This is a genomic window from Fructilactobacillus fructivorans (assembly GCF_001434095.1).
Taxonomy (GTDB): domain Bacteria; phylum Bacillota; class Bacilli; order Lactobacillales; family Lactobacillaceae; genus Fructilactobacillus; species Fructilactobacillus fructivorans.
Map to the genome: position 1 here is coordinate 63,974 of NZ_AZDS01000001.1, position 25,132 is coordinate 89,105.

At 36.2% G+C, this 25,132-nt stretch carries 23 protein-coding genes and 1 tRNA gene; 19 read left to right on the plus strand and 5 right to left on the minus strand.

Annotated features, from left to right (window positions below; translation table 11 throughout):
* Position 1 precedes the first annotated feature (1 nt).
* Positions 2 to 724, plus strand: coding sequence for an aspartate/glutamate racemase family protein (locus FC73_RS00390; protein ID WP_056936272.1), 723 nt, complete (start codon positions 2 to 4; stop codon positions 722 to 724).
* Positions 725 to 739: 15 nt separating this feature from the next.
* Here FC73_RS00390 and FC73_RS00395 read toward each other — a convergent pair whose 3' ends face one another.
* Positions 740 to 1,075, minus strand: coding sequence for a DUF1516 family protein (locus tag FC73_RS00395; protein ID WP_010021621.1), 336 nt, complete (start codon positions 1,073 to 1,075; stop codon positions 740 to 742).
* A 92-nt stretch (positions 1,076 to 1,167) separates the two neighbouring features.
* Between FC73_RS00395 and FC73_RS00400 the strand changes: the two genes are divergently transcribed.
* From FC73_RS00400 to FC73_RS00430, 7 genes are all read left to right on the plus strand, one after another.
* Positions 1,168 to 1,238, plus strand: a tRNA-Gly gene (locus FC73_RS00400).
* A gap of 223 nt (positions 1,239 to 1,461) precedes the next feature.
* Positions 1,462 to 3,153, plus strand: coding sequence for an arginine--tRNA ligase (gene argS / locus FC73_RS00405; RefSeq protein WP_010021618.1), 1,692 nt, complete (start codon positions 1,462 to 1,464; stop codon positions 3,151 to 3,153).
* Positions 3,154 to 3,258: 105 nt separating this feature from the next.
* Positions 3,259 to 5,376, plus strand: a complete 2,118-nt coding sequence (locus tag FC73_RS00410) for a transglycosylase domain-containing protein (protein WP_010021617.1) — start codon at positions 3,259 to 3,261, stop codon at positions 5,374 to 5,376.
* A 53-nt stretch (positions 5,377 to 5,429) separates the two neighbouring features.
* Positions 5,430 to 5,777: a YlbF family regulator gene (locus tag FC73_RS00415; protein ID WP_010021616.1), complete on the plus strand. Its 348-nt coding sequence runs from the start codon at positions 5,430 to 5,432 to the stop codon at positions 5,775 to 5,777.
* Between the two features lie 59 nt (positions 5,778 to 5,836).
* On the plus strand, positions 5,837 to 7,048 hold the full coding sequence (locus tag FC73_RS00420) for a metallophosphoesterase family protein (protein WP_010021615.1): 1,212 nt from the start codon (positions 5,837 to 5,839) through the stop codon (positions 7,046 to 7,048).
* Complete coding sequence (locus FC73_RS00425; RefSeq protein WP_010021614.1) at positions 7,038 to 9,602, plus strand: AAA family ATPase; 2,565 nt, start codon at positions 7,038 to 7,040, stop codon at positions 9,600 to 9,602. Before FC73_RS00420 ends, FC73_RS00425 begins: the two co-directional genes overlap by 11 nt.
* A 15-nt stretch (positions 9,603 to 9,617) precedes the next feature.
* Positions 9,618 to 10,577 (plus strand): 3'-5' exoribonuclease YhaM family protein, encoded by a 960-nt coding sequence (locus tag FC73_RS00430; RefSeq protein ID WP_010021612.1) that lies wholly within the window; start codon positions 9,618 to 9,620, stop codon positions 10,575 to 10,577.
* 34 nt (positions 10,578 to 10,611) lie between these two features.
* Here FC73_RS00430 and FC73_RS00435 read toward each other — a convergent pair whose 3' ends face one another.
* The 3 genes from FC73_RS00435 to FC73_RS00445 form a co-directional block, all read right to left on the minus strand.
* The gene (locus tag FC73_RS00435) at positions 10,612 to 11,496 is read right to left on the minus strand and encodes a peptidylprolyl isomerase (protein ID WP_010021610.1); all 885 of its coding nucleotides are present in this window, start codon (positions 11,494 to 11,496) and stop codon (positions 10,612 to 10,614) included.
* Positions 11,497 to 11,615: 119 nt separating this feature from the next.
* Positions 11,616 to 11,912, minus strand: coding sequence for a hypothetical protein (locus FC73_RS00440; protein ID WP_010021609.1), 297 nt, complete (start codon positions 11,910 to 11,912; stop codon positions 11,616 to 11,618).
* Positions 11,913 to 11,915: 3 nt separating this feature from the next.
* On the minus strand, positions 11,916 to 12,356 hold the full coding sequence (locus tag FC73_RS00445; protein ID WP_010021608.1) for an HIT family protein: 441 nt from the start codon (positions 12,354 to 12,356) through the stop codon (positions 11,916 to 11,918).
* Positions 12,357 to 12,475: 119 nt separating this feature from the next.
* Here FC73_RS00445 and FC73_RS00450 point away from each other — a divergent pair, with 119 nt between their 5' ends.
* The 3 genes from FC73_RS00450 to trmB are packed head-to-tail and all read left to right on the plus strand — an operon-like array spanning position 12,476 to position 15,071.
* On the plus strand, positions 12,476 to 13,213 hold the full coding sequence (locus FC73_RS00450) for an ABC transporter ATP-binding protein (RefSeq protein ID WP_010021607.1): 738 nt from the start codon (positions 12,476 to 12,478) through the stop codon (positions 13,211 to 13,213).
* Positions 13,206 to 14,420 (plus strand): ABC transporter permease, encoded by a 1,215-nt coding sequence (locus FC73_RS00455; RefSeq protein ID WP_010021606.1) that lies wholly within the window; start codon positions 13,206 to 13,208, stop codon positions 14,418 to 14,420. Before FC73_RS00450 ends, FC73_RS00455 begins: the two co-directional genes overlap by 8 nt.
* Before the next feature lie 9 nt (positions 14,421 to 14,429).
* Positions 14,430 to 15,071, plus strand: coding sequence for a tRNA (guanosine(46)-N7)-methyltransferase TrmB (gene trmB / locus FC73_RS00460; RefSeq protein ID WP_010021605.1), 642 nt, complete (start codon positions 14,430 to 14,432; stop codon positions 15,069 to 15,071).
* On the opposite strand, the gene FC73_RS00465 is transcribed toward trmB, so the two are convergent.
* A complete protein-coding gene (locus FC73_RS00465) occupies positions 15,068 to 15,391 on the minus strand; it encodes a hypothetical protein (RefSeq protein WP_010021604.1) in 324 nt (107 codons plus the stop codon). The two genes, trmB and FC73_RS00465, sit on opposite strands and share 4 nt — an antisense overlap.
* A gap of 90 nt (positions 15,392 to 15,481) precedes the next feature.
* Here FC73_RS00465 and FC73_RS00470 point away from each other — a divergent pair, with 90 nt between their 5' ends.
* From FC73_RS00470 to coaE, 8 genes are all read left to right on the plus strand, one after another.
* On the plus strand, positions 15,482 to 15,805 hold the full coding sequence (locus FC73_RS00470; RefSeq protein ID WP_010021602.1) for a thioredoxin family protein: 324 nt from the start codon (positions 15,482 to 15,484) through the stop codon (positions 15,803 to 15,805).
* An 18-nt stretch (positions 15,806 to 15,823) separates the two neighbouring features.
* Complete coding sequence (gene ytpR, locus FC73_RS00475) at positions 15,824 to 16,462, plus strand: YtpR family tRNA-binding protein (protein WP_010021601.1); 639 nt, start codon at positions 15,824 to 15,826, stop codon at positions 16,460 to 16,462.
* Positions 16,463 to 16,506: 44 nt separating this feature from the next.
* Positions 16,507 to 18,795, plus strand: a complete 2,289-nt coding sequence (locus FC73_RS00480) for a DNA translocase FtsK (protein ID WP_010021600.1) — start codon at positions 16,507 to 16,509, stop codon at positions 18,793 to 18,795.
* A gap of 78 nt (positions 18,796 to 18,873) precedes the next feature.
* Positions 18,874 to 20,205, plus strand: coding sequence for a UDP-N-acetylmuramate--L-alanine ligase (gene murC / locus FC73_RS00485; protein WP_029327102.1), 1,332 nt, complete (start codon positions 18,874 to 18,876; stop codon positions 20,203 to 20,205).
* Positions 20,206 to 20,218: 13 nt separating this feature from the next.
* Positions 20,219 to 20,920: a Bax inhibitor-1/YccA family protein gene (locus tag FC73_RS00490; protein ID WP_010021598.1), complete on the plus strand. Its 702-nt coding sequence runs from the start codon at positions 20,219 to 20,221 to the stop codon at positions 20,918 to 20,920.
* 95 nt (positions 20,921 to 21,015) lie between these two features.
* The gene (gene polA, locus FC73_RS00495) at positions 21,016 to 23,679 is read left to right on the plus strand and encodes a DNA polymerase I (RefSeq protein WP_010021597.1); all 2,664 of its coding nucleotides are present in this window, start codon (positions 21,016 to 21,018) and stop codon (positions 23,677 to 23,679) included.
* 12 nt (positions 23,680 to 23,691) lie between these two features.
* Positions 23,692 to 24,534, plus strand: a complete 843-nt coding sequence (gene mutM / locus FC73_RS00500) for a DNA-formamidopyrimidine glycosylase (RefSeq protein WP_010021596.1) — start codon at positions 23,692 to 23,694, stop codon at positions 24,532 to 24,534.
* Positions 24,527 to 25,117, plus strand: coding sequence for a dephospho-CoA kinase (gene coaE / locus FC73_RS00505; RefSeq protein ID WP_010021594.1), 591 nt, complete (start codon positions 24,527 to 24,529; stop codon positions 25,115 to 25,117). Before mutM ends, coaE begins: the two co-directional genes overlap by 8 nt.
* The last annotated feature ends 15 nt before the right edge of the window (positions 25,118 to 25,132 follow it).

The following is a 25,132-nucleotide window of genomic DNA, read 5'->3' on the forward strand; positions in this document are numbered from 1 at the left end:
AATGAAAAAATTTTTTACAATCATCGGAGGGATGGGTACCCAAGCCACTGAAAGTTATGTGCATTTGTTAAATAAGCGTACCCCCGCTCACAATGATCAAGACTATCTAAACTATATACTAGTTAATCATGCAACTGTCCCTGATCGGACTGCTTATATTACTGATCCAGAAAATAATCCAAGCCCATTACCACCACTTGAAGAAGACATTCAACAGCAAAGTAAATTGGGTCCAGAATTTTTTGCGTTACCATGTAATACTGCTCATTATTTTTATGATCAGTTGCAAAGTGTGACTGATGTTCCCATTTTGCATATGCCAAGGCTGGCAGTAGGTGCTATTGCTAAAAAGTTTCCTCATGCAAGAAAAGTGGGCTTGATTGCCACTAAGGGGACACTTAAAGACAAAGTCTATGATAAAGAAATTGCAGACGCTGGTTACGAAATTGTTCATCCCAGCGATGAAATTGCTGATGAAACAATGAATTTGATCTATAAGGGTGTTAAAGAGCAAGATTATGTTGACCCGAAATTGTATCATCATATTTTGAACCAAATGGTAAATGAACTTGGTAGTGATGTAGTTATTTTGGGTTGCACAGAAATTTCCGTGGCCGAGGAACGAGCCGGAAATCATGACTATCCGGTAATCGATGCGCAGTCTGAATTAGTTGATGAATCAATCCGTCTTGCCGAAAAAATGCAAAAAAATAAAGCATCCTAACAATGGGATGCTTTTTTACTGGATAAAGAAAAGTAATCCAACTGAAGCCAAAATTGAAATTAACGTTAGTAAAATAATATACGTTTTTAAGTTCCCTTGAATTTTTCTTTGATAGCAAATGTCAATGAAAGAAATGGCCACGATGGTCATGACAAAGCTTAAAAAGACCAAGTAACGGTGTTCATTGAAATGGTTAATGGTGAAGATTACTTCGGCAATCAACAAGAGAATGTAAAAAGCTCGTGTGTAAATGACACCCTTGATGATCTGCTTGTCTTGTTTGCGTGTGATTCCAATTGTTAATGAGATTAATAAAAGAATCCATAAGAAAGTAATTATGTAAATTAACATGATATTTATCCCTCCAAACAAAGTTTATCATAAGGCACCATGGAAGTCTTGATGACAATTGATATAATTCATGATACAATTATTTATGTATTGCGGGTGTAGTTTAGTGGTAAAATTTAAGCTTCCCAAGCTTACGTCGCGGGTTCGATTCCCGTCACCCGCTTTTGGGAAGCTACCAATGATGAAAGTGTAGTAGCCGTGATGGTTTTAAAGCAAGTCTAAGTTGATGTGAGTTAGACAAACGATGATGGTGAAGGCGTCCTTTCTAGGTATATAAGTTAATAATAAGTGGGTATTTCCAAATAGAGTGGTACCGCGGGTAATCTCGTCTCTTACATTAATTGAATTAGTGTAAGAGACTTTTTTTATTTATGAGGAGGAGAATTATGGATTATAGACAACAAGTTGCTGATGCAGTTGCAGATTCGATTAACAACCAAATTTCAACTAATGATATTTATGGAAAGATTGAAAAACCAAAGACACCTGAGAACGGGGACCTTGCCTTTCCAGCATTTATTTTAGCAAAAGAGTTGCATAAGGCTCCTCAAATGATCGCACAAGATATCGTAAACAATATCGATGGGAGTCAGTTTGATAAGGTAGTTGCAGTTGGTCCCTACGTTAATTTCTTCTTAGACAAAGGGAAAGTAAGTAAACAAGTTATGTCAGATATTTTGACTGACAAGGAACACTATGGTGATAACTATGATGGTAAGGACCAGACGGTTACCATTGATATGTCATCTCCTAACATTGCTAAACCCATGTCAATGGGACACTTACGTTCTACTGTCATTGGTAATTCAATTTCTGAAATTCTAAAGAAAAATGGATATAAGACTGTTAAAGATAATCATCTAGGAGACTGGGGGACCCAATTTGGTAAGCTAATTACGGCCTACCTGAAGTGGGGAAATGAGGATGATGTCAAGCGTGACCCAATTCATTATCTGGTTCAGTACTACGTTAAGTTTCATAAGGAAGATCAAAAAGATCCCGAATTAGACGAAGAAGCACGAGAATGGTTTAAGAAGCTTGAAGATGGTGATCCTGAAGCCACTAAATTGTGGAAATGGTTTAGAGACGTGTCTCTTAAAGCCTTTAATAATACCTATAAGACACTTGGGGTTAGTTTTGATACTTATAACGGTGAATCATTTTATAACGATAAAATGGATGAAGTCGTTGATATTCTTAAAAAGGACGGATTACTTCAGGAATCTCAAGGAGCTCAAGTCGTTGATTTAAGTGATGATAACTTGAATCCTGCCTTGATCCTTAAAAGTGATGGGGCATCCCTTTACATCACCCGGGATATTGCGACCGCGTTATACCGTGAACGGACATATCATCCCGTTATGAATCTCTATGTAGTGGGTTCTGAGCAGACTAATTATTTCCATCAGTTAAAAGCGGTGTTAAAGAAGATGGGAGTAGAAAATGCGGACGGAGTTCATCATATTCCGTTTGGATTAATTACGGTCAATGGTAAGAAACTTTCGACTCGTCGGGGTAACATCATTCTGCTTAATCAAGTTTTGGACGAGTCAATTGCAATGGCTAAACAACAAATTGCTGAAAAGAACCCCGACCTGCCAAATAAGGATGAAGTAGCCAAACAGGTTGGTGTCGGTGCCATTATCTTTGGTGATCTTAAGAGTGAACGAATCAATAGTATTGATTTTGTTCTTGAAGATCAATTGAAATTTGAGGGTGAAACTGGGCCATACGTTCAGTATGCTCACGCACGTTCAGAAAGTATTTTAAGAAAATCAGGCAAAAAAGAATTAAATGAGTCAGCTAACGAATTAACTGATGAAAGTGCTTGGGAAGTTATCAAACTGCTTCAAGCTTTTCCAGAGGTAGTTAAGCAAGCTCGCAATGAATTTGAGCCTTCTGATGTTGCGAAGTATTCACTGAGATTGGCGAAAGCATTTAACAAATACTACGCTCATTCTAAGATTTTGGCTGATGATGACGAACAAGATGCTCGTTTAGACCTAGTAAAAAGTGTAGCAATCGTTTTAAAGGAATCGTTAAGATTGTTGGGGATTGAAGCTCCAGATCAAATGTAATAAAAAGGATGGATGTCAATGGATGTCCATCCTTTATCTTTTAAAATCCATTAAATGTCCATGTGGTACAATAGCAATTAATGATAAAAGGAGATTTGGACTTTTATGGATAATAACAGCAAACACAAGTCAATATTTAAAAAGATTTGGGGTTACTTCAGAAGGTTCTGGCGGCGATTTCAAATCACAAGATGGATTATTGTAATTGTTTTATTCATTGCCCTAGTTTTAAGTAGTTATTTAACAATTGTGGCAAAAACTTCACACGTTCGTGATTTACAGTCGAATTTATCAAAATCTACTGTAATTTATGATTCTCATCATCATGAAGCTGGCAAGTTATACGCACAAAAGGGTACTTATGTTCAGATGAATAAAATTTCGCAGAATATTCCCAATGCGATTCTTTCAACGGAAGACCGTAACTTTTATAAAGAACATGGTTATTCAGTGAGTGGTTATGGACGAGCCATTTTACTAGCCGTAAAGAATAAAGTCATGGGTCGAGATTACATTAGTGGTGGTGGAAGTACGCTGTCACAACAACTAGCTAAGAATACATTTCTTTCGCAACAGCAAACATTGACCCGAAAATTAAAAGAATTGTTTATCTCCATTGAAATTGAAAATGTTTACTCAAAGAATCAAATTTTAACAATGTATATGAACAATGCGTACTTTGGTAATGGAGTGTATGGGGTGGAAGATGCCTCTAAACGTTACTTTGGTCAATCAGCTCAAGACTTACCGGTTCAGGATGCTGCGGTACTTGCGGGGATGTTATCAAACCCTAGCAATAATCCAATTGATCATCCTGAGGCAGCCCGACAAAGAAGAAACGTTGTTCTTGATTTGATGGCAAAGAATCATAAGATTACGAATTCAGAGGCTAAGAAGTATCAGGCAATGCCACTGAATACCAGGAATTCTTATCGATCAACCAATGGCTACAAGTATCCGTATTACTTTGATGCGGTAATTAACGAAGCCATTTCGAAGTATGGGCTGACTGAATCTGACATTATGAATCACGGATACAAGATATATACCAATCTTAATCAGCAGCAACAGCAAAGCTTTCAAACTGATTTTAAAAATCCTAGTCTTTTTCCTAATGATGCAGCCGACGGAACCAAGGTTCAAGCTGCTTCCGTGGCCTTAAATCCTAAAGATGGCGGAGTTCAAGCCGTGGTTGGTGGACGTGGAAAGACCGTGTTCCGTGGGTATAATCGTGCAACAGATATTAAACGTCAACCTGGTTCAACCATGAAACCACTTGCGGTTTACACTCCGGCGCTCGAAAATGGCTATTATTATGATTCTGAACTTCAAAATGAGAAGAAATCATATGGAGCTAATCATTACACTCCACACAATTATAATGATGTTTACACCGGGAAAGTACCAATGTATCAAGCACTGGCTCAAAGTATGAATGCACCTGCAGTGTGGTTACTAAACAAAATTGGTGTTGATAAGGGTTACGATTCGGTTAAGAAATTCAATTTACCAGTTACAGATAAAGATAAAAACTTAGCCTTAGCACTTGGCGGACTCTCAAATGGAGTTTCGCCACAACAAATGGCAGGTGCCTACACTGCCTTCGCGAATAAGGGACGCATTTCACAGCCCTTCTACATTACTAAGATTGTTGATTCGACGGGTAAGACCGTGGTTGATAATGAGCATCCAAGTTCAAAACAAATCATGTCTGAATCGACAGCTCGTCAGATGACCAGTATGATGCTAGGCGTCTTTGATAATGGTACTGGGGTTGACGCCAAACCGAATGGTTATCAAGTTGCTGGTAAAACCGGAAGTACTGAGGCCGATAACACTCCTGATTCTGATGCCACTAAAGATAAATGGATTGTTGGTTATACACCGAACGTGGTTGTTGCAACTTGGGAGGGATTTGATAGTACCAATTCGACTCACCATTTAGAGAATCTAACCGGGACCGACGTTGGGCCACTTTATAAGACCCAAATGCAACAGATTTTACCGTACACCAACAATACTCAGTTTGGGGTTCAAGATGCTCAGACGGTTGCACGTGACGGTGATAACACTAATAATGACAATCATGATTCCAAATTATTTAAGGGAATTACTAATGATACTGGTAAAGTTGTAAAGGGAATTGTTAAAGAAGGAGCCAGTGGAATTAAAAAAGGCGCTGGAGAAGTTATTAGTGGAGCAAAGGCTTTACTAGGACGATAGCTTTACGTATGTTAAAATGTGTATTGTAACAACATTTAAGGAGGTAAGGAATTATGGCAGAAAATGATGTAATGAAAGATGCACAAACTTTACAAGATGCATTAGTAAAGACTGATGAGTTCAAAGAACTCCAAGCAACATATGATGAGTTAAAGAAGGATCAGGATGCCTTCAAGACATTTAAGGATTTTCAAACTAACCAAAATGAATTAAGACAAAAACAAATGGCTGGTCAACAAATTTCGCAAGATGACATGAAAAAAGCTCAAGAACTTGCTAATAAGATGAACAGTCTTGATATCATCAAAAAATTGATGGGTAAAGAAAAAGCAATGGGTAAGGTTATTGATGATGCTAATATGTTAATTACTAAGCCTTTGCGTGATATGTACGAAGCTTAATTAATCATTAATCGGAGCGCCCATTGGTGCTCCGATTTTTTTGTATGGGAGAAATTATAATGAAGTTTATTCATGCTGCAGATTTACATTTGGATAGTCCATTTTTAGGAATAAAAGAGGATGCTACTACCCCCAGTGAGTTGTGGAAAATCCTACATAAAGCTCCATTTGATTCTTTTAGGAAAATTGTTGATGATGCTATCGATGAAAATGTTGATTTCGTTTTGCTGGTAGGCGATCTCTTTGATGGAAGCCACCAGAGTGTAAAGGCTATTAGTTTCCTAATTGAACAGTTAAATCGATTAGATGAACATCAGATTCCCGTTCTTCTTTCTTTTGGTAATCACGATTATCAAAGTGAGGGGGGCAAAGATTTCGCCTTTCCCAAAAATGTTTACGTATTTCCTAAAGAGGTAACAACTCATACTTTAACGCTTAAGGACGGTAAAACCGTCGCGGTTACGGGTTTTAGTTATGCGACTCGTAATATTGTAAATGACATGATTTCTGAATTTCCAGAACGGTCCGATGCGGATTACCAGATTGGAATGGTCCATGGAGCGATTAAAAGTGGCACAGATTCACAGTATGCGCCATTTACTATTAACGAAATGGAAAATTTAGGATATGATTATTGGGCACTGGGACATATTCATAAACGGCAACAACTAGATGATCATCCCTTAATTGAATATCCTGGAAACATTCAAGGGCGTCATAAAAATGAAGCTGGTGAAAAAGGATATCTTCTTGTCACTGATGGTAGTGATGGCAACTTACAAGTGCATTTTGAGCCTACTTGTCCCATGGTGTGGTCGACATTAACAATGAAATTAGATGGTAATGAGACTGAAGAAGGAATTGTTAATCGTATTATTGACAACACTGAGTCCCAAAATTTTTCGAAGCTTCATTTGTTGGATGTAAAATTAAATTTTGTTGATGATGGAACAATTTCATCAGAGGATTTACTAGATCGAATTAAAGAAAAGTTGCAGTATGATTTTGAAAGTCTTCATGCCTGGGTCTATGAAATTGATGTGGTTGAAAATGCGGAAATGAAGTTTAATGATCTTGACCAAGAATTTTGGGATGAGACTAAGCATGAAGTATATAATGATGAAAATATTAAGAGTTTAGCCAAGAAATTATTTAAGCACTCTTATATTCGCGATAATTTTTCAAGTGATGATGCCATTATCAAGTTACTTGATGAGAGTATGAATTTAATTACTAATAAAACGAAGGGAAACGTGGAAGATGAGGATTAAAAAAGTTGAAGTATCTGGCTTTGGGAAACTTCATAATCTAACACTTGATTTTCATGAATTTCAAGTGATTTATGGGAAAAACGAAGCTGGAAAAACAACCCTCTTGAATTTCATTAAAGATGTTTTATTTGGCTTTCGAGATAGTCGGAGTAAACGGGATTTTACCCCGAAGGATGATTATAAGATGGGTGGTCGCTTAATTGTCGAGCAAGACGGAACCACCTACATTATTCAGAGAAATGAAGGAAAAAACGGTGGAAAACTGACGGTTTTCGATGAAGATGAAAATCAGTTACCAGCTGGAATTTTGGATCGGATTTTAGGACCGATTAATCGTGATTCTTATGATAATTTGTTTTATTTTGGAAACGTCAGTTTAAATGATATTTCTCGCTTAAATAAAGAAGAACTTTCTAAACGAATTCAGCGTGTCGGAGTAGTTGGAATTGACAGTTGGATCGATTTAGAGAATGAAAACCAAGAAAATGGTGGGAAGATTTATAAGCCAACTGGTAAAAAGCCGGAGTTAAATCAATTACTAGTTGAAAGGGAAAGATTAAACGCCAAGGTTCATGAAGCAAGTAATGAATACCCAAAATACCGTGAACTGACAATTCAAGCAAAGAAGGATGAAGAAAAGAAGCGTCAAAATCGAATTCATCGTAATGAGTTATCTCAGCAACTGAGTCGGGTTGATCAAGATTTATCTAGTTGGGATAAATATGATCAACTAAAACACCTTCAAAACGATGACTTGGATATCAAACAAGGCTTTGCGGAAAGTGATTTTGAAAAGTTTCAGGATATACAAAATAAGCTTGCTAATATTCAATCTGAAGTTCAGGATGATGAGCAAAAAATTGATCGATTTAAAAGTCAACATCGTGAATCAAATGACGATTTACAATTTTATAATGATAATGCTGATTTAATTCGGAGTTTAGAAATAGAACTTGATGGTCAAATTCAACAAGTAAGCCGGATTGAACGACTGGATCATGATATTAAAAGTGCTCAGGTCCGTTTGTCTGAGGATGAACCTGATGCGGGTGGCAGAGAAAGTGTTCCATTTGATGATGATGAAATTGATCAAATCAATCATCTTATGAATGAATATCAAGATGTCAAGGAACAAATGGATTATTATGCCCATTCCAGCTCCACTACTAGTAATGGAGATAATACTTTATCACTAGTTGTAGGTGCTACTGGTTTAGTACTTATTGGAATTGGAATCTTTATGGGCGGATTAGCCATTCCGATTTTAGCTGTAATTGGGTTATTATGCATGGGCTTTGGCCTTTATCGTTATGTGCAGAAATCCAAACAACCAGTTGAAAATAAGGATGAAAAAAATAATTACTTTCAGACTAAGCTAGAGCAAATTGACCAAATGTTAGATCAGATGGGGGAGAAACATCATATTGAAAATTTCCCTTATAATCAGTGGAATGACTCCCTGCAAAAGGCAATGAGACGACGTGATTCGGATCGTGATCATTTACGTGATTTTGTGCAATCCCAAAAGACTATGAATGAGAGGGTAGAAAGTTATCTAGATCGATGGAATTTTGCGGCAAGTAGAACGGGTTTGAGTGATTATGATAGCGAAATGGTGGCTTTAAACAAAATTAAACAGTTTCTTTCAAACGTTAGGGACCAAAAAAGAAAGTCTGAACAAATTAATCATGAGCTCAGTTATTTAACGTCAAATGCTGATACTCATCGAGCACAAATGAAGGATGTTAATGGTAGGTTGAATCGTTTCTTAAGAGAACGTGATGTTACAAACGGTACTGAATTCAAAAAAGAGTATGATGAGCAACGAAATACAACTGAGAAAAGCAAACGAAAAGAGGAGTTAGAATACTCACTGGATCAAGCTCTTATTGAAAGACTGCAAAAGTATGACAATATTGATCAATTGAAGAATGTTAGGCATGATCTTCAGGAACAAATCGATCAACTGGATTCTGATTTTGCTGACCAATCAGACCAGGTTGCTCAATTAAACGTTCAGATTAAAAATATGGAAAGGGATGGAACACTCGATTCATTAACTCAGGAGTTAGCAAGCATGGATACTAAGATTAACGAGTTAGTTGAGAAATGGTTAGTTTACCGATTAACCAACCAGTGGATTGAAAAAGTTCTTGATGCTGCAAGTAGTGGTCGAATTCCAAAGGTCAGAAAAGATGCTGCTAAGTTCTTTAAGACCTTAACCGATGGTCATTACAAGAAGATTGATTACAATAAGAAGAGTATTTCAGTCCTAAGTGATGATGGCATCAAATTTAAAGTGGAAGAGTTGTCAAAGGGAACGATGCAACAGTTGTATCTCTCACTTGTTTTTGCGTTAACATTAGCATTTAGTGATGAATATCCGATGCCAATCATGATCGATGATGGGTTTGTTGACTTTGATCATTTTCGAACCGATAAAGCCATCGACCTGATGAAGGAACTAGCTAAAAGCACACAGGTAGTTTATTTTACGGCCGATGATCGAATTAGAAGTGACGTAAATGATGAGAACTTAATTGAATTAAAATAGTGGAGGTGGAGTCAAATGAGCAAAAAATTAAAAGAATATCAATTGGATGAAGACATCGATGCTTTTGTATTGATCAAATCAGCCGATGCTCGAATTGCGAAAAATGGGAAACAATTTATTTCCTTTGTATTTGAAGATAATTCGGGAGAAATTGGCGGAAAATTGTGGGGTGCCAGTAACGATGATGTAAAAACATTCAAATCTGGACAGGTTGTTCATATTAATGGGAAACGGGAAGCTTATCAAGGAAGTCCCCAGATTAAGATTAATCATATTCGTCAAACTGAAAATGGTGAACCCAATGATCCCAGTAGTTTTATGCAGCATGCTCAAATGACTCGTTCCGAAATGGAGGAATACATTAGTCAAACTATTTTTGAAATCATTAATCCAACGTGGAATCGAATTGTTCGAACCCTACTTAAAAAACATCAAGATGAGTTTTTCACTTATCCAGCAGCTAAAACTAATCATCATGCTTATGCTGGTGGATTGGCGTTTCATACGATTTCGATTTTAAAATTAGCTAAAGGAGTTGCTAAATTATACCCGCAGGTAAATCCATCGCTTCTTTATGCGGGAGCAATCTTGCATGATTTAGGCAAAACAACCGAGTTATCTGGTCCAGTGGCCACATCTTATACTAGTGAGGGAGACTTACTGGGACATATTAGTATTATTGATGGTGAAATTGTCGAGGCAGCCGATCAGTTAAAGATTAATCAACATTCTGAAGATTTACTTCTTTTGAGACACATGGTTCTATCGCATCATGGTATCAAAGAATATGGATCACCAGTGACGCCAGAACTATTGGAAGCTCAAATTTTACACGATTTAGATGATTTGGATGCTTCCATTAACATGATTACTGGTGCTTTAAACGACACAGAATCTGGATCGTTTAGCAAACGAATTTTTGGAATGGATCGAAATAAATTCTATAAACCTGAGAGTAAAGAAAAAGGTGAGTAACTCAAGTTACTCACCTTTTTATATTTAAATTATCTTATTTCATTGCCTTAGGAGTTGAAGTGTAATCAGCCAAGATATTTTGTAAGTCTTTATCTTGGATCTTTACATCACCATCTTTAAGGACTTTAGATACAACCGCGTGTAGAACAGTATTATCACTCATACGTTCAGTAGCAAGTTGATCCTTTAATTCAGCCTTGTGATCCTCGTATTTACCCTTAGAAGGATGATTTACCATTTGAATTACTTGGTAACCAGCTTTAGTCTTTACGGGTTCCTTAGTGTACTCGCCATTCTTAAGCTTGAAAGCCGCATTCTTGAAGTTATTATCAAGACTGGTATCAGTGTTATCGAATGGAGCCATCTTGCCACCATCTTTCTTGTTGGCATCAGTTGAGTATTTCTTAGCTAAATCGGAGAACTTTTGACCATTTTCTAAGCCAGAAATTACTTTCTCAGCATCACCCTGATTCTTAGTGGTGATTTCATTAACCGTTACCTTAGGTTGATATTTCTTGAATTGATTTTGAAGATCCTTATCGGAGAAACTAGTGTTAGCAATCACAGCTTGTTTCAATAATAGGTTATCCTTGATTTGTTCCTTCAGGCTCTTTTCGGTTAATCCTTGTTGACTTAGAAGGGTCTTAAATTGGGAACCATACTGTGACTTGTATTGATTAAATTGGTCATCAACCTGTGATGATTTAACTTTGTCACCATATTCTTTATTAAGAACTTTGTTCAAAATCATAGTTTGAAGAACGGTCTTACCCTGTGGGGTTTTCTTCATACTATTGTAATATTGACTTTCGGTGATTTTACCACCACTTGTAGTAGCCACTGTCTTACTACTACCACAGGCAACTAGTGAAACACTCAAAAGTAATGCTGCAGCTCCAACGAGCCATTTCTTCTTCATATATTAGCACATCCATTTCTTCAAAATATTGGGCACACAAGGACTTTATGTACACCATTCATTCTTAATATAACATACATTAGTGACAAGTTAAGATTGATCAAATAATTTAATTGAAATTAAAAATTATTTAACTGATCAGAGAGGTGGTTAACCCGCGGCTTTAATTGAAACTTAGCTTGTTCTAGGTCCCTATCTAAGCTTTTCATTACGGGCTGAGCATTTTCTAATGCATGATTAAATCGATTCAAATTTTTTTGAACCGCTAAAGCGGAATTGAAGATGTTTTTCCAGTCATCCAAAGTAACGTTATCTTTAGGATTAGAGTCACCCTTTTTTTTAAGCATTAATAAGCCGGTGATGGTAATCCCAGTTAAAACTCCTGCAGCGACCAACGTAACGGTGGTTTTTTTCATAAATTATTCCTCCAATTGTTTAGTAATTGAGTCAGCAATTTTTTGGTATTTATTTTTGTCATATTGTTTTGAATTATCAGAAAAGTTGATGGAAAAGGTATCGTTATTCGTGTAACGCGGAATTAAATGGAAATGAGCATGGGGAACCGATTGATAAGCAATCTTTCCGTTGTCATTAACAATGTTCATTCCCTTAATATTAGGATTGGAATCTTTGATTGCACGTGCAATCTCAGGGACTTTGGAAAATACTTTGCCAGCTGTTTCAGCATCGAAATGAAAAATATCTTGAATATGTTTTTTAGGAATAACTAAAGTATGTCCAGGAGTGGTTTGTGAGATGTCTAAAAATGCTAAAATTTCATCGTCTTCATAAACTTTATAACTTGGAATCTCACCCTTAACAATTTTACAAAAAACACAGTTTGGATCGTAATCAGTCATATAAATTTCTCCCTTCAATTTAATCCAATTATACACTAACATTACCTGTATAATAAGTGCACTAAGCAATATGGTATACTAATTATGATAATGATAAGAATAAGAAATGAAGGTTAATTATGAGCTTGCAAGTAGAAGACTTAACTGGTGGGTATTCTAGCGTGCCGGTTTTAAAAAATGAGACGTTCGATGTTAAGGATGGGGAACTAGTTTCTCTGATTGGATTAAATGGAGCGGGAAAATCAACTACAATTAATCATATTATTGGATTAATGAAACCATTTTCAGGGGCCATTAAAGTTAATGGATTACAAATTAGTAAGGATACTGAAAAGTATAAACAACAGATTGCTTACATTCCGGAGATGCCGGTTTTATACCAGGATTTAACTCTAAAAGAACACATTGATACAACCATTATGGCTTATAACTTAGATCAAAAGGAAGCTTGGGATCAGGCCAATGAATTACTAAAAATGTTTCGACTTGATAAACGACTTGATTGGTTTCCAGCTAACTTTTCTAAAGGAATGAGACAAAAAGTAATGATCGTATGCGCTTTTATCACGAATGCGTCATTATATGTAATTGATGAGCCGTTTTTAGGGCTTGATCCACTTGCTGTTGATGATCTTTTGCGCTTAATTGAAAAAAAGAAAAAAGCTGGTGCAAGTATTTTGATGTCAACCCATGTTCTTGATACTGCCGAAAAATACTGCGATCGCTTTGTGTTGATTAGTAAGGGTGAGATTCAGACCGAGGGAACAATGGATCAGATTAGGGAAAAATATCCTGATGCTGGGAAATCACTTTCAGATATTTATCTATCTTTAGCAAGGGATGGTAAAAATGAATAAGATTTTTCAAAAACGCTTAAGCAATCATTTGGTTGAAATGACCAAATACCTTAAGTATGTATTTAACGATTTCTTTGTGATTGCTCTCATGTTTTTTGTTGGTGGACTTGGTTATGCTTACTCTGGATTCTTAAAGCAGTTATCCGGGAATTTATGGTGGGAACGTCCCGTTGCTATCGTTGTTTTGTTGATTGGATTGCAACTTGGTGGATTAGCAACTCTGGTCAAGTCCGCAGATAAAGTCTTTATGGCTCCCAAAGAATACCAATTTCATAGCTATTTTAGTGGAGCTTTTATTTATAGCCTCGTAATGGGGATGATAATTGATTTAATCACCTGGTTTGTTTTAATGCCATTTTTAAGTATTTCAATTGGATGGGGAATTTCTCAGTTAATTGGACTGTTATTGGTCATCTTATTACTAAAAACTGGATGGATGGCATATCAAGTCGTTAAGTTGTATTTTCAATTGAATCATCATATGGTAATGGCTTTTGTCACCGAATTGGTTCTTCCCTTGATTATTTTGGTTTTGGCACTTTATTTTAATGTTTGGGCAGCAGCTCTTTTAGCGTTGCTCATTACTGCATCCTTGTTATATGCAGCTAGTTTGATTAAAAATGAACTTTTAAATTGGAACTATACCATTGATCATGAAGACGCTCGAATGAATCGAATTTATCATTTTTATAGTCTCTTCACTGAAGTCCCTGAATTATCCGGGCGAATTCATCGCAGAAAATATTTGGATCCAGTATTTAAGCTATTAAAAAGGGATCAAGGACATTTATATTCCAACTTATATTTGCGATCATTACTACGAGATAGTGGGCCAGGGTCTCTTTATTTTCGGTTGGTAATTATTGCTTTAATTTTGGTATTGATTATCCCAAATCAAATTATTGGAGCGTTAATGACCGTTATCTTCGTATACTTGGTTGGTTTCCAGTTGATTCCATTCTACGAACACTTTGATAGTAATGTATTTACTCATATCTACCCAGTTAATCAAAAGCGACAGCTCCAAAATTTTCGGGCAATTGTGCAACTTTTACTGTTGTTTGAATGTTTTGTCTTATTAATTGCGATGTTAATTGCCCGAATTACCATTCCAATTATTTTGATTACAATGGTTGTTTGGTTGATTGAAGGATATGTTTTGACGGTTCCATACTTAAACAAGAAAGCAAAACAAATTAGAAATTGAGGTTAAATAATGAGAGTTAGAAATAAACCATGGGCAAATCAATTTATTTTGGACCATCCTGAATCAATTGTGGATGATCCGGAGAAATACATTGGTAAATGGGAAAGTCGATTTCCTAATGATGCGCCAATTTACGTTGAAATTGGCTGTGGCAAGGGTAAATTTATTACCGAAATGGCAGAAAAAAATCCCAACATTAATTTCATTGGGATTGAAATTCAAAAGTCAGTAATTGCCATGACTTTAAAGAAAGTTGTAAATGACCACTTGAGTAATGTACAACTGATTCACACTGATGGTGGCTTAGTTAATACCTTTTTTAAAAAGGATGAGATTGCAAAAATTTTCTTAAACTTTTCTGATCCATGGCCTAAAAAACGGCATGCCAAACGTCGATTAACCTCACCACATTTTCTGCAAAGTTATCAAGATGTTCTACCAGATCGAGCTGAATTAGAATTTAAAACAGATAATCGGGGATTGTTTGAATATTCTTTGGTTAGTTTAAATAATTTTGGAATGAAGTTTGAAACGGTAAACCTTAACTTGCACGATAGTGATGCAGTGAAAGATAACGTCGAAACTGAATATGAAGAAAAATTTAAAGAAAAAGGCCCAATCTATAAGATTGTGGCCCAATTCGTTGACTAATTAATTGATTCAGTATTCAAAAGTTTGATGTTATTGATCTCATCATTAGCTAGATCGAATGTAAATCCATAGGATTTGATATTATTATTATCATCATCTAGTAGGTTGATACCACCGATAAACTGACCATCCTCATTTTGATTGAAATCAATCCAATACCCATAAAGTTCGCTGTTATCAAATTTCTTAGTGAGAGTATCGGATAAATGACGTCTAACCTTATCTTGATCACGTTCTTGTTTGTGTCGAATCAGTGAGTACAATGTTGCCCCAGCAATAGCTGTCCCGGTAATGAAAGCTAATTTATGTTTTACGATCATAAAAGCATCCCTTCGATTGGATTTGTTTAATTTATTATATAACATTTTTAATCTTAGTGGGTTATAATATTAATGTTTAGGAGGGATACTATGGAACAATTACCAGTAATGAATCTTGAAGAATTAAAGCAAAAAATCAAGAACGGAAAATACATTTTGTTTTTCTCGGCCACATGGTGTCCGGATTGCACATTTATCAAGCCTGCTATGCCAGAAATTGTAAAAGATTTTCCAAACTACAAGTTTATTGCCGTTGATCGTGATGACAATCTTGACTTAGCTAAAGAAATGAACATTTTTGGTATTCCAAGTTTTGTTGCGTTTGATAATGGTGTTGAAACAGGAAGATTAGTTAATAAGGATCGTAAGACTAAAGCACAAGTTGAAGACTTTATTAAATCTCTTCCACAATAAACTCGGGAGTGATTAAATTTGATGATTGCAAGTTATAATCCAACTCAGATGGGTGACGTTTTAATTATCGTTCTGGGCGAAGGATCAGATCCACAGAGTGTATCTGAATCAGACAATGTTGTTCAAATTAAGGATAAGGATGGAAAAGTAGTTGGTTATAATATTTTTGATGCCAGCGAAGTCCTTAATGATTTGAAATCTAAAAATGGTCAGGTTGAGCTTTCAACTGCGGACGTAAAAAAATTAAATAACAAATTAAATCAAGCGGGATTTAAAGAAAAATTACCGTTTAAAAGTGATCCTAAATTTATCGTTGGGTATGTTGAAAAAATGGAGGATCACCCCAAATCTGATCATTTGCATGTAACTCAGACAAGAGTGCAAAATGATAAAGTACTTCAATTAGTGAGTGGATCACCTAACATGCAGCAAGGAATTAAAGTTGTAGTAGCTGAGGTTGGTGCCATGATGCCGAATGGACAAATTATTTGGCCTGGTGAACTTCGGGGAGTAGAAAGCGATGGGATGATTTGTTCTGGAAGAGAACTAAGAATTCCTAATGCTCCGGATCGACCTGGAGCACTTATCTTGCCAGATTCTTACCAAGTTGGGGAACCATTTGATTTTGAGAAAGCAAAAAATCTTTTTAACGAATAGTTTCTATTCGTTTTTTTATACATAATTCTTTAAGGGTGAGTAAATTGGAACATTATGATGGACCAGCATTTTATCGTAAGTATTTTAATGGGAAGGTTCCCTTTAAAAATAGCGATAGAAAAATTAATGATTTGCAAAAACCAACCAAGCAACTGAATAAAAAAGTCATTCATAATGATGATTCTGCTGTTAAACAGAATCATTTTAGTTCTCGTTATCAACCCAAGTATCGGAGTAATTTCCAACTACGATTCAAGGATGATAAAAAGCACTATGTTGAATCACGGAATTCTTTAGTTGAAAGAACTAAGGAATTTACTCCACGTTCACGTGCTCAAAATGATAATTTTTACTCAATTAATCACTCCATTAGTAAACCATATGAGGATGCTGCAGTTGAATTGGAAAAGAGCGATGATGATTTTGTTCTTTATTTGGATCCTAAAGATCCGAGTGCCATCCCGAATGATGACCTAAATGTTTGGGATAACGACACACAGCCAATCATGAAGGATAATGTAAATAATAATGAAAACATTGTGGATAACTCAGAGGCTGTGGATAACTCAGGAAATGATAAAGAAAGTCCTGATGGTGACAGGGAACTTGGCCATTCACTTGCTGATATTTTTAAAGAAGAAAGCGGATTGGCAGCTAACTTGGCATTATTTAGTGATGGCAAGGATGAAGGTGCTAAGTTAAAGTCAGATGAATCGGCATCCAAGGCTCATCACGATAATGTAAATGCTGAATCGAGAAAAGAAATTAATCAGCCAAATGATGTTCAACTTCAAAATGATGATACTGATCATCATGTTGAAAAGAAAACAAAACCAGTTGAAGAACATGATAATTCAGTCATCGAAAATCCAAACGATCAAAATGACCATTTAGTAGAGTCTAATCAGGGAAGGACAGAATATCAATTTCCTAAAAAGGATCTGTTAAATCCACCGGTTTCTTCTTCTGATGATGGGTTAAGTGAATGGATTGAAAAACAAGTCCAGACGCTAGATGATACTTTAAAGGCGTTTGGGGTTCATGGCCATGTGGTTGATTGGACGGATGGTCCAACGGTAACTCAGTTCCAAGTAAAGTTAGAGTTGGGAGTTAAAGTCAGTAAGATCACCAATCTTACTGATGATTTAAAGATGGCGTTAGCTGCAAAGGATATTCGAATTGAAGCACCAATTCCTGGAAAGTCAACGGTTGGAATTGAAATTCCAAACCCCAAGCCAAGACCAGTAATGTTGTCTGAAATTTTGGATTCAAGTTCTTTCTCCGATAGTCAATCACTTTTAGAAGTTGCACTTGGAATGAGTATTGGTGGAGTATCCAAGACAGCTGACATTCAGAAAATGCCACATGCTTTGATTGCTGGAGCAACTGGCTCTGGAAAAAGTGTGTTTATAAACAGTTTGTTGGTTTCCTTATTGTATCGAAATTCTCCACGTGATTTAAGAATGATTTTGATTGATCCTAAAGCGGTGGAATTAGCACCTTATAACGGGATTCCACATCTTTTGACACCAGTTGTTTCTGATCCAAAAGAAGCCTCGGCAGCCCTTAAATGGGTTACTGAAGAAATGGATAATCGTTACGAACGATTGGCGGCTGCCGGGGTAAGAAATCTTACGCAATATAACCAACAGGCCCACAAGAGTGGACGTGATGCTGATAAGATGCCTCAAATTTTGGTTGTAATTGATGAGTTGGCTGATTTAATGATGGTTGCATCAAATGAAGTTCAGGATTATATTGTAAGAATTACACAGAAAGCCCGAGCTGCTGGGATCCATCTGATTGTTGCTACTCAACGACCAAGTGTGGACATTGTTACTGGGACGATTAAAAATAACATTCCTACTAGGATTGCATTTATGGTATCTAGTCAGGTTGATTCGAGAACCATTATTGATCAAAGTGGGGCAGAACGACTACTTGGTAAGGGTGATATGCTTTATCTTGGTAGTGGCGCCAGTCAGCCAGTCCGACTTCAAAGTGCATTTGTGACGAATCAAGAAGTTGAGAGAGTATGTGCACAAGTGCGGAGTCAGGAAACACCAAAATATGAATTTCAACCTAAATCATTACTGAAAAGTGCCGAACAAGCTCAACAACACGATGATTTATGGAAATCAGTCTTAAAGTACATTGCCAAAGAAGATGGAATTTCTACTTCTAAGTTGCAACGAGTCTTTTCAATCGGATATAATCGAGCAGCTAGTATTATTGATGATCTGGAACAAAATAACTTCATTTCAGGTGAGCATGGTTCGAAGCCGCGGGATGTTTATTTGAATGAGAAAGAACTTGCTAAATTGAATATCTAAATTCTTAGATTTTCGTTACTTTAATTGGTATGATTAAATCAGACAATAAAAAGGGGAATTCCAACTAAAATGACTAATATTAATAAAAATACCACTTATTTTTTTGTGGGAATTAAGGGTACCGGAATGAGTGCAATGGCACTGATTCTGCATGATCGTGGCTGCAAAGTCATGGGATCTGACATTGAGAAATATACATTTACCCAGCAAGGACTAGAAAATGCTGGAATTAAGATTGAACCATTTAATCCTGATAATATCAAAAAGGGAATGACCATTATTAAAGGTAATTCTTTCCCTGATACTCATCCTGAGATTGAGAGAGCTGAAGAATTAGGATTAAAAATTTATAGTTATCCAGATTTTCTTGAAGAATTAATTGAGGGTTACACGAGTATTGGGGTTTGTGGAGCCCATGGTAAAACCAGTACAACTGGGTTACTATCTCACGTACTTGGTGGCATTGCTCCAACTGACTTTTTGATTGGTGATGGATCTGGTAAGGGAACTCCTGATGCTCGTTTCTTTGTTTATGAAGCTGACGAGTATCGCCGACATTTTCTAGCTACTTATCCAGATTATGCAATTATGACTAACATTGATTTTGATCATCCTGATTATTACACCGGGATTGAAGATGTGTTTGATGCATTTCAAACGTTTGCAAATCAAGTGAAGAAAGCTATTTTTGCTTGGGGCGACGATAAGAACTTAAGAAAGCTAAAGGCGTCAGTTCCCATTTATTACTATGGAACTAGTGATGATGATGATTTTCAGGCCGTTGACATCAAGAGAACAACTGCCGGATCAACTTTTAACGTTAAGTATAATGGAAAAGATCTCGGAGAATTTAGTATTCCATTGTATGGTGAACATAACGTCTTGAATTCATTAGCAGTAATCGCAGTTGCTTACTTTGAAGACGTTAATTTAGATGAAATTAGACGAGAACTTCAAACCTTTAAGGGAGTTAAGCGTCGTTTCTCTCAGATTAAAGTTGGCGATATGACGATCATTGATGATTATGCTCACCATCCATCTGAGATTAAAGCTACTTTGGATGCTGCAAGACAGGAATATCCAAATAAGGAAATTATTGCTGTTTTTCAGCCCCATACTTTTAGTCGTACCATTGCATACCTTGATGATTTTGCTAAAACTTTGAGTAAAGCTGACAAGGTTTACGTTACTAAAATTTATAGTTCGCCTAGAGAAAAGTCTGGACACGTTAAAAGTGAGGACTTAGTCAATAAGATTACCAAAGATGGTGGCCTGATTGAGGAAGAAAATATGTCTCCTCTGTTGCAATATCACGATGCCGTGGTAATATTTATGGGTGCTGGAGATATTCAAAAATATGAGAGGGCGTATGAAGAATTATTAAGTCACTTGAGCAAGAAGGTTAATTAAAGGAGAATAAAAAATGAATAATTTTGATGGAGAAAGCGGTCGTCGAATGGTTGGAGACAACGCAGGACTCAACGCGTTTTTTACCAAAGTATATGGGATTATGGGAATTGCAGTGTTGATTTCTGCTATTTCTGCATATTTAAGTAGTGTTTTTATGCCAAACATTAGTAGTGGAGCTTCTGGTTTAGTCATATTAGTAGTTTGGTTTATTATTTCATTTGTGATTTCAGGATTTGCTCAAAGCAATCCGACGTTAAGCTTTATTGGTCTATTAGTCTTCTCGGTTTTAACTGGTTTTTCGCTTAGTTACATTTTCATTGCCTTTAACCTAGGAACCATTGGAGCAGCATTAGTATCCAGCGCAAGTATCTTCTTAGTGATGAGTGCAATTGGATTCACCACCCATAAGGATTTAACTAAATTGAGCACTCAGTTATTTGCCGCTTTGATTGCTTTAATCATTGCGATGGTAATTAATTTGTTCTTGAGAAATCCTTGGATTGAATTATTTATTTCAGCAATTGGAATCATTATCTTTACTGCTTTGAGTGCTACTGATACTCAAAATTTAAAGAAAATGTACAATCAATATGCTGGTGAAATTAATGTCAATGGGCTAGCAATTTCAGGAGCACTTCAGTTATATCTTGATTTTCTTAACTTATTTACTTTCCTTCTCGAAATCTTTGGCATTTTTGGAAATAATCGAGATTAACATAAAAAACATGACCGAACGGGTCATGTTTTTTTTCGCAGTTGAATTGATTATAAGTGTTAAAATAATAGTAATTAATTCTAAAGGAGAATTTTATGGCAGACAAGAAATTATTATTAATTGACGGGAACTCTTTAACGTATAAAGCATTCTTTGCGTTATTTACTTCATTGGAGCGTTTTACCAACGAAGACGGCTTGCATACCAGTGCCATTTATGGCTTTAACCGAATGCTAGACGATATTTTAAAGGATGTTCAACCTACGTCAGCCCTTGCTGCTTTTGATGCAGGAAAGACAACCTTTAGAACCAAAATGTATGAAGATTATAAGGCTGGACGCGCCAAAATGCCCGATGAATTGCGAGAACAGTTTCCATTTGTTATGGACTTACTGCATGATCGTGGTATTAAAACCTATGAACTAAAAAATTATGAGGCAGACGATATTATTGGAACCCTTGCTAAAGAAGCCTCGAAAAGGGGTTATTATGTCACTATCATAACTGGCGATCGTGATCTTACTCAACTTTGTTCGGATAAAGTGACCGTTGCGATTTCCAAGAAGGGTGTTAGTGAAATTGAGAAGTATACCCCCGCATTTGTAAAAGAGACGATGGGAATTACCCCGGAACAAATTATTGATGTTAAGGGACTTCAAGGTGATAATTCTGATAACTATCCTGGAGTTGAAAAGGTTGGACCTAAGACTGCTGTAAAATTAATTCAGCAATTTGGAAGTATTGAGAACCTTTATGAGCACATTGATGAGGTCTCTGGTAAAAAATTAAAAGAACATCTAATTAGGGACAAAGATCAGGCTTTGCTTGCGAAAAAATTAGCTACTATTGATCGTGATGCACCACTCACAATTTCATTGTCAGATTTGAAATATGATGGGGCTGATAATGATAAATTAGTTGATTTTTATAAAAAAATGAATATGAAATCATTTTTACGAGAAATGGAAGGTGCTAGTAATCAGGATGCTGAAAAACTTCCAGACGTTAAATATACTGTATTAACTAAGGATAATTTAGATGAATTAGACCAGTTATCTGGGGAAATTGTGTTTAACATTGAAATGCTGGAGGAAAATTATCACAGGGCACCCTTTGCGGGCTTTGTTATTGGTAATCGGAACCACTGGTATGTAAGTCGTGATAATGATCTTTTAGATGATCCCAAAATAAAAAATATTTTAGAGAATAAAAATATTAAAAAGAATGTTTTTGACGCCAAAGCTCAGATTGTGGCTGCTAATCGGGAGAACATAAAGTTAAATAGTGTTGATTTTGATATGTTGCTTGCATCGTACCTGTTGAACACCTTGGATAACAGTAATGATCTCGCTAAGGTGGCTAATCGTCATAATTACTATGGGGTTAAGCCGGATAGTGAAGTTTATGGAACCGGGAAGAAAAAAGAAATTCCGGCTGATGATCATGTCTTTTTTACTCACATTGTTAGAAAAGCATTGGCAATTGACGAATTAAAGGATAAAATGATTGACGATCTGAAAAAGCACAATCAATTGGATCTTTATCGCAACATGGAAGTTCCTTTATCTTATGTTCTAAGCGACATGGAAATTGAGGGAATTACTGTTGATGTTGATACTTTAGAAGCACTTAAAAGTAAGTTTACCGAGCATCTTTCTGAAATTGAACAGGCTATTTATCAAGAAGCCGGTGAAGAGTTTAACATCGGCTCGCCAAAACAATTGGGTGAGATTCTGTTTGATAAACTAAAGTTGCCAGTAGTTAAAAAAACTAAGACTGGGTATTCAACTTCAGTTGATGTCTTAGAAAAACTGGCCGGATTAAATCCAATTATCGATAATGTGTTAGCTTACAGACAGCTTTCAAAACTAATTTCAACCTATATTGATGGAATCAAGAAGGATATTTATTCTCGTGATCATAAGGTTCATACCCGTTATTTGCAAACGTTAACTCAGACTGGTCGATTATCATCGGTTGATCCAAACTTGCAAAACATCCCCGTTCGAACTGAGGAAGGACGCAAAATTAGAGAAGCATTTGTTCCACGTCACAAGGATTGGGAACTTTTTTCATCTGATTATTCTCAAGTTGAACTAAGAGTCTTAGCTGCCATTTCTGGGGATAAGAACATGCAGGAAGCGTTTAAAAATGGTGAAGATATTCATGCCGCTACTGCACGAAGAATTTTCGAACTACCAAGTAATGAGGATGTAACTTCAGAACTTAGAAGACAGGCTAAAGCCGTAAACTTTGGAATTGTGTATGGAATTAGTGCTTACGGACTGGCTAAGAATACCGGGATTTCAAGAAAACGAGCTCAAGAATTCATTGATAAGTATTTTAGGGAATATCCAGGTGTTAAAAAGTATACCGAAGATAGTGTAAAATTTGCTGAGGATCATGGCTACGCGGAGACCATTATGAAGCGTCGCCGTTATTTGCCAGACATTAACTCTAAACAATTTCAGAAGCGATCATTTGCTGAAAGAACTGCAATGAATTCCCCCATTCAGGGGAGTGCTGCTGATATTGTTAAGGTTGCTATGATCAGGATGCAAAAGGAATTAAAAAAGCGTGGTTTAAAAGCTACGATGTTACTTCAAATTCATGATGAATTAATTTTTGAAGCACCCAAGGATGAAATTCCAGTGTTGGAAAAATTAGTTCCAAGTATTATGGATTCAGCAGTTGATTTAGATGTACCATTAAAGGTTGAAAGTCATTATGGTCCAAATTGGTATGATATTAAAAAATAATGGGGTATAGGGATGCCTGAGTTACCTGAGGTTGAAACAATCAGAAGAGGTTTAACCAATCTTGTACAAGGTACAACGATTGTATCTGTGGATGCTTTGTATCCAAAAATGTTAAATATGCCAGCTAAGGAATTTGAAAACATGTTAGCTGGAAAAGAAATTCTACAGATTGATCGAAGAGGAAAGTATCTTTTAATTCGCTTAAGCGATGATTATACGTTAGTTTCTCATTTGCGAATGGAAGGGAAATATGATGTTGTTCCTGAGGGAACTGAGAACCAAAAACACACTTACGTTGTTTTTCATTTAAATGATGAACGTGAATTGCGGTATAACGATACAAGAAAATTCGGTAAAATGAATTTAGTTAAGGATTCTCAAGTTTATGACTTGTCGGGATTGAATAAAATTGGCCCTGAGCCGACTGAAGAAGATTTAACGTTTGACTATTTAAAAAAACAGTTGCATAAATCACATCGAAAAATCAAAGCTTTTTTGTTAGATCAATCTAATATTGCTGGAATTGGAAATATTTATGCTGATGAAACGCTGTGGTTGTCAAAAATTCATCCTGAACAAGCTACTAATTATTTAAGTGATCAAGAGATTGAGACCTTAAGGAAAAATATTATTAAAGAAATTCAGTTGGCAATCAAAGGTCATGGAACCACGGTTTTTACCTATAAAAATGCTTTTGGTGAGGAAGGTAGCTTTCAAAATCATCTTCATGTTTATGGTAAGAAGGGGCAACCATGTGAACGATGCGGAACTCCCATCGAAAAAATCAAAGTTGCTCAGAGAGGAACCAGCTTTTGTCCATACTGTCAAAGAGTTCATGGTGATTTGAGTGAGTAAAGTAATTGGGCTAACGGGTGGAATTGCAACTGGAAAATCGGCAGCCAGTGATGATTTAATTGCACTGGGAATTCCTACGCTTGATTTAGATGCAATTACACATGAATTAGAACAGAATAACCATGATTTAATTCAACAAATTTACGAATTGTTTGGCCCTGCATCAATTAGTAATGGCCAAGTTAACCGAAAGGCTTTGGGTAAAATGGTGTTTACCGATCATGATAAAATGAAGCAATTGGTTCAGATCGTTAATCCGTTTGTCTTTCGGACTGTCAAAGAGGAACTAAATCAGTTACAAGATCGTCATTTAGTAATTTTAAATGCGCCGACTCTTTTTGAAAATGGTTTTCAAATCCTGACGGATAGTAATCTTATGATTACTTGTGATCCTATGATTCAAATAAAACGGTTAATGAAAAGAAATAACGTTTCGATTAGTCAAGCAAGTAAAATGATTGGTTCGCAGTGGTCACAGTCGATTAAGTCCCAATTATCGGATTGGTGTATTGATAATTCGGGAACTCCAGCTCAGTTGAAATCATTGGTTAGGGATTGGTACACATTAGTAAGTGATGTGTAGTTAATGAAGGTGAAA